Below are 3,532 nucleotides of genomic sequence, written 5' to 3'. Positions count from 1 at the left end.
TCGAAGCAYCATCCGTTTGGTGGCGATGGCGGAGGGGAACCACGCGTTCCCATACCGAACACGACCGTTAAGCCCTCCAGCGCCAATGGTACTTGGACCGCAGGGTCCTGGGAGAGTAGGACGTCGCCAAGCGGGTGCAGAAGCATCTAAATGTTGCGTATTTGCTGAAGATTAACTCTGAAGTGATCGCAGCGCAAAACACTTGCTCTTTGAAAACTGGATAACGAAAGAWAAGAATTGCTGAAACATCCTTTAGCTGGATTTAAWAMCATCGTTTAAGATGGATGCGTATTTTCTGAAGAAATTCRGGAAGCGASYCATCGAAAAACGCTAGGTTAAGCTATTAAGAGCGCACGGAGGATGCCTAGGCACCAGGAGCCGAAGAAGGACGTGGCGAACAACGATACCGCCTCGGGGAGCCGTAAGCAGGCTTTGATCCGGGGATTTCCGAATGGGGAAACCCAGCTGGAGTAATGTCCAGTTACTACTAAGTAAATACATAGCTTAGTAAGAGGCATACCGGGGGAACTGAAACATCTAAGTACCCCGAGGAAGAGAAAACAAAAGTGATTCCGTCAGTAGCGGCGAGCGAACGCGGATTAGCCCAAACCAAGGAGCTTGCTCCTTGGGGTTGTAGGACACTTCACATGGAGTTACAAAGGTGTTGGTTAGGCGAAGAGGTCTGGAAAGGCCCGCTAAAAGAGGTAAAAGCCCTGTAACCAAAAGCTAGCACTCTCCGAAGTGTATCCTGAGTACGGCGGGACACGTGAAACCCCGTCGGAATCCGGCAGGACCATCTGCCAAGGCTAAATACTCCCTGGTGACCGATAGTGAAGCAGTACCGTGAGGGAAAGGTGAAAAGCACCGCGGAAGCGGAGTGAAAAAGAACCTGAAACCGTGCGCTTACAAGAAGTCAGAGCCCGTTAAATGGGTGATGGCGTGCCTTTTGTAGAATGAACCGGCGAGTTACGATTACGTGCAAGGTTAAGTCGGAAAGACGGAGCCGCAGCGAAAGCGAGTCTGAATAGGGCGAMWWAGTACGTGGTTGTAGACCCGAAACCGTGTGATCTACCCCTGTCCAGGGTGAAGGTGCGGTAACACGCACTGGAGGCCCGAACCCACGAATGTTGAAAAATTCGGGGATGAGGTGGGGGTAGCGGAGAAATTCCAATCGAACTCGGAGATAGCTGGTTCTCCCCGAAATAGCTTTAGGGCTAGCCTCGGTTATGAGTGTCGTGGAGGTAGAGCACTGATTGGGTGCGGGGCCCGCCAAGGGTTACCAAGTCCAGTCAAACTCCGAATGCCATAGACATGCTTACCGGGAGTCAGACAGTGAGTGCTAAGATCCATTGTCAAGAGGGAAACAGCCCAGATCATCAGCTAAGGTCCCCAAGTGTGTGTTAAGTGGGAAAGGATGTGGAGTTGCAAAGACAACCAGGATGTTGGCTTAGAAGCAGCCACCATTTAAAGAGTGCGTAATAGCTCACTGGTCGAGTGACTCTGCGCCGAAAATGTAACGGGGCTAAACACACCACCGAAGCTATGACATTGCAGCTTGCTGCATTGGGTAGGGGAGCGTTGAATGTACGTWGAAGTCAGACCGTGAGGACTGGTGGAGCGCATTCAAGTGAGAATGCCGGTATGAGTAACGAAAAGACAAGTGAGAATCTTGTCCGCCGAAAGCCTAAGGGTTCCTGAGGAAGGCTCGTCCGCTCAGGGTAAGTCGGGACCTAACGCGAGGCCGAAAGGCGTAGTGGAAGGACAACAGGTTGAAATTCCTGTACCACCGAAGATTGTTTGAGCAATGGGGTGACACAGAAGGGCAGTGACGCGGACTGATGGAATAGTCCGTCCAAGCAGTGAGGCTRRTTSGTAGGCAAATCCGCSAAYYRTTAGGCTGGGCTGTGATGGGGAGCGAAAATTACAGTAGCGAAGGTCATGTACTCCGGCTGTCAAGAAAAGCCTCTAGTGAGATCTAGGTGCCCGTACCGCAAACCGACACAGGTAGGCGAGCAGAGCATGCTAAGGCGCGCGGAAGAACTCTCGTTAAGGAACTCGGCAAAATGACCCCGTAACTTCGGGAGAAGGGGTGCCTCGGTAGGGTGAATAGCCCGAGGGGGCCGCAGTGAAAAGGCCCAAGCGACTGTTTAGCAAAAACACAGGTCTGTGCGAAGCCGTAAGGCGAAGTATACGGGCTGACGCCTGCCCGGTGCTGGAAGGTTAAGGGGAGCGGTTAGGRGYAAYCCGAAGCTGTGAACCGAAGCCCCAGTAAACGGCGGCCGTAACTATAACGGTCCTAAGGTAGCGAAATTCCTTGTCAGGTAAATTCTGACCCGCACGAATGGCGTAACGACTTGGGCGCTGTCTCAACGAGAGATCCGGTGAAATTTTAATACCTGTGAAGATGCAGGTTACCCGCGACAAGACGGAAAGACCCCATGGAGCTTTACTGCAGCTTGATATTGGACTTTGGTACGATCTGTACAGGATAGGTGGGAGCCATTGAAGCATGAGCGCCAGCTTGTGTGGAGGCGACGTTGGGATACCACCCTGATCGTATCGGAGTTCTAACCTACTACCGTGAAACCGGTAGAGGGACCGTGTCAGGCGGGCAGTTTGACTGGGGCGGTCGCCTCCTAAAATGTAACGGAGGCGCCCAAAGGTTCCCTCAGAATGGTTGGAAATCATTCGAAGAGTGCAAAGGCATAAGGGAGCTTGACTGCGAGACCTACAAGTCGAGCAGGGACGAAAGTCGGGCTTAGTGATCCGGTGGTACCGAATGGAAGGGCCATCGCTCAACGGATAAAAGCTACCCTGGGGATAACAGGCTTATCTCCCCCAAGAGTCCACATCGACGGGGAGGTTTGGCACCTCGATGTCGGCTCATCGCATCCTGGGGCTGAAGTAGGTCCCAAGGGTTGGGCTGTTCGCCCATTAAAGCGGTACGCGAGCTGGGTTCAGAACGTCGTGAGACAGTTCGGTCCCTATCTGTCGCGGGCGCAGGAAATTTGAGAGGAGCTGTCCTTAGTACGAGAGGACCGGGATGGACGTACCGCTGGTGTACCAGTTGTTCCGCCAGGAGCACCGCTGGGTAGCCAAGTACGGACGGGATAAGCGCTGAAAGCATCTAAGCGTGAAGCCCCCCTCAAGATGAGATTTCCCAGTATGTAAGACCCCTTGAAGACGACGAGGTTGATAGGTTCGGGGTGGAAGCACAGCAATGTGTGTAGCTGACGAATACTAATCGGTCGAGGGCTTATCCTAAARMGCTTATATGGTCCATACAACCTRTAGGCAACAGCTAAAGTTCAGCAGCAACATCTTTCGTATCCAGTTTTCAGGGCGCAATGCCTCTGAGATCATGGTTGTGTCTTTTCTGAAGTGATTCAGGAAGCATGATCATCGAAAAACACCGTTTGGTGGCGATGGCGGAGGGGAACCACGCGTTCCCATACCGAACACGACCGTTAAGCCCTCCAGCGCCAATGGTACTTGGACCGCAGGGTCCTGGGAGAGTAGGACGTCGCCAAGC

At 52.9% G+C, this 3,532-nt stretch carries 3 rRNA genes; all 3 read left to right on the top strand.

Features of this window, described 5'->3' with window-relative positions:
• Positions 1-15: 15 nt before the first annotated feature.
• The 3 genes from rrf (AB4Z01_RS35950) (at position 16) to rrf (AB4Z01_RS35940) (ending at position 3,532) form a co-directional block, all read left to right on the top strand.
• A 5S ribosomal RNA gene (gene rrf, locus AB4Z01_RS35950) occupies positions 16-132 on the top strand.
• Positions 133-333: 201 nt separating this feature from the next.
• Positions 334-3,264: ribosomal RNA gene (locus tag AB4Z01_RS35945) — 23S ribosomal RNA — on the top strand.
• Positions 3,265-3,415: 151 nt separating this feature from the next.
• Positions 3,416-3,532: ribosomal RNA gene (gene rrf, locus AB4Z01_RS35940) — 5S ribosomal RNA — on the top strand.

The organism is Inquilinus sp. YAF38, from assembly GCF_052113205.1.
In the GTDB taxonomy this organism is placed as follows: domain Bacteria; phylum Pseudomonadota; class Alphaproteobacteria; order DSM-16000; family Inquilinaceae; genus Inquilinus.
The sequence above is the reverse complement of the archived record's forward strand: the minus strand, read 5'-3'. Positions and strand labels throughout refer to the sequence as shown.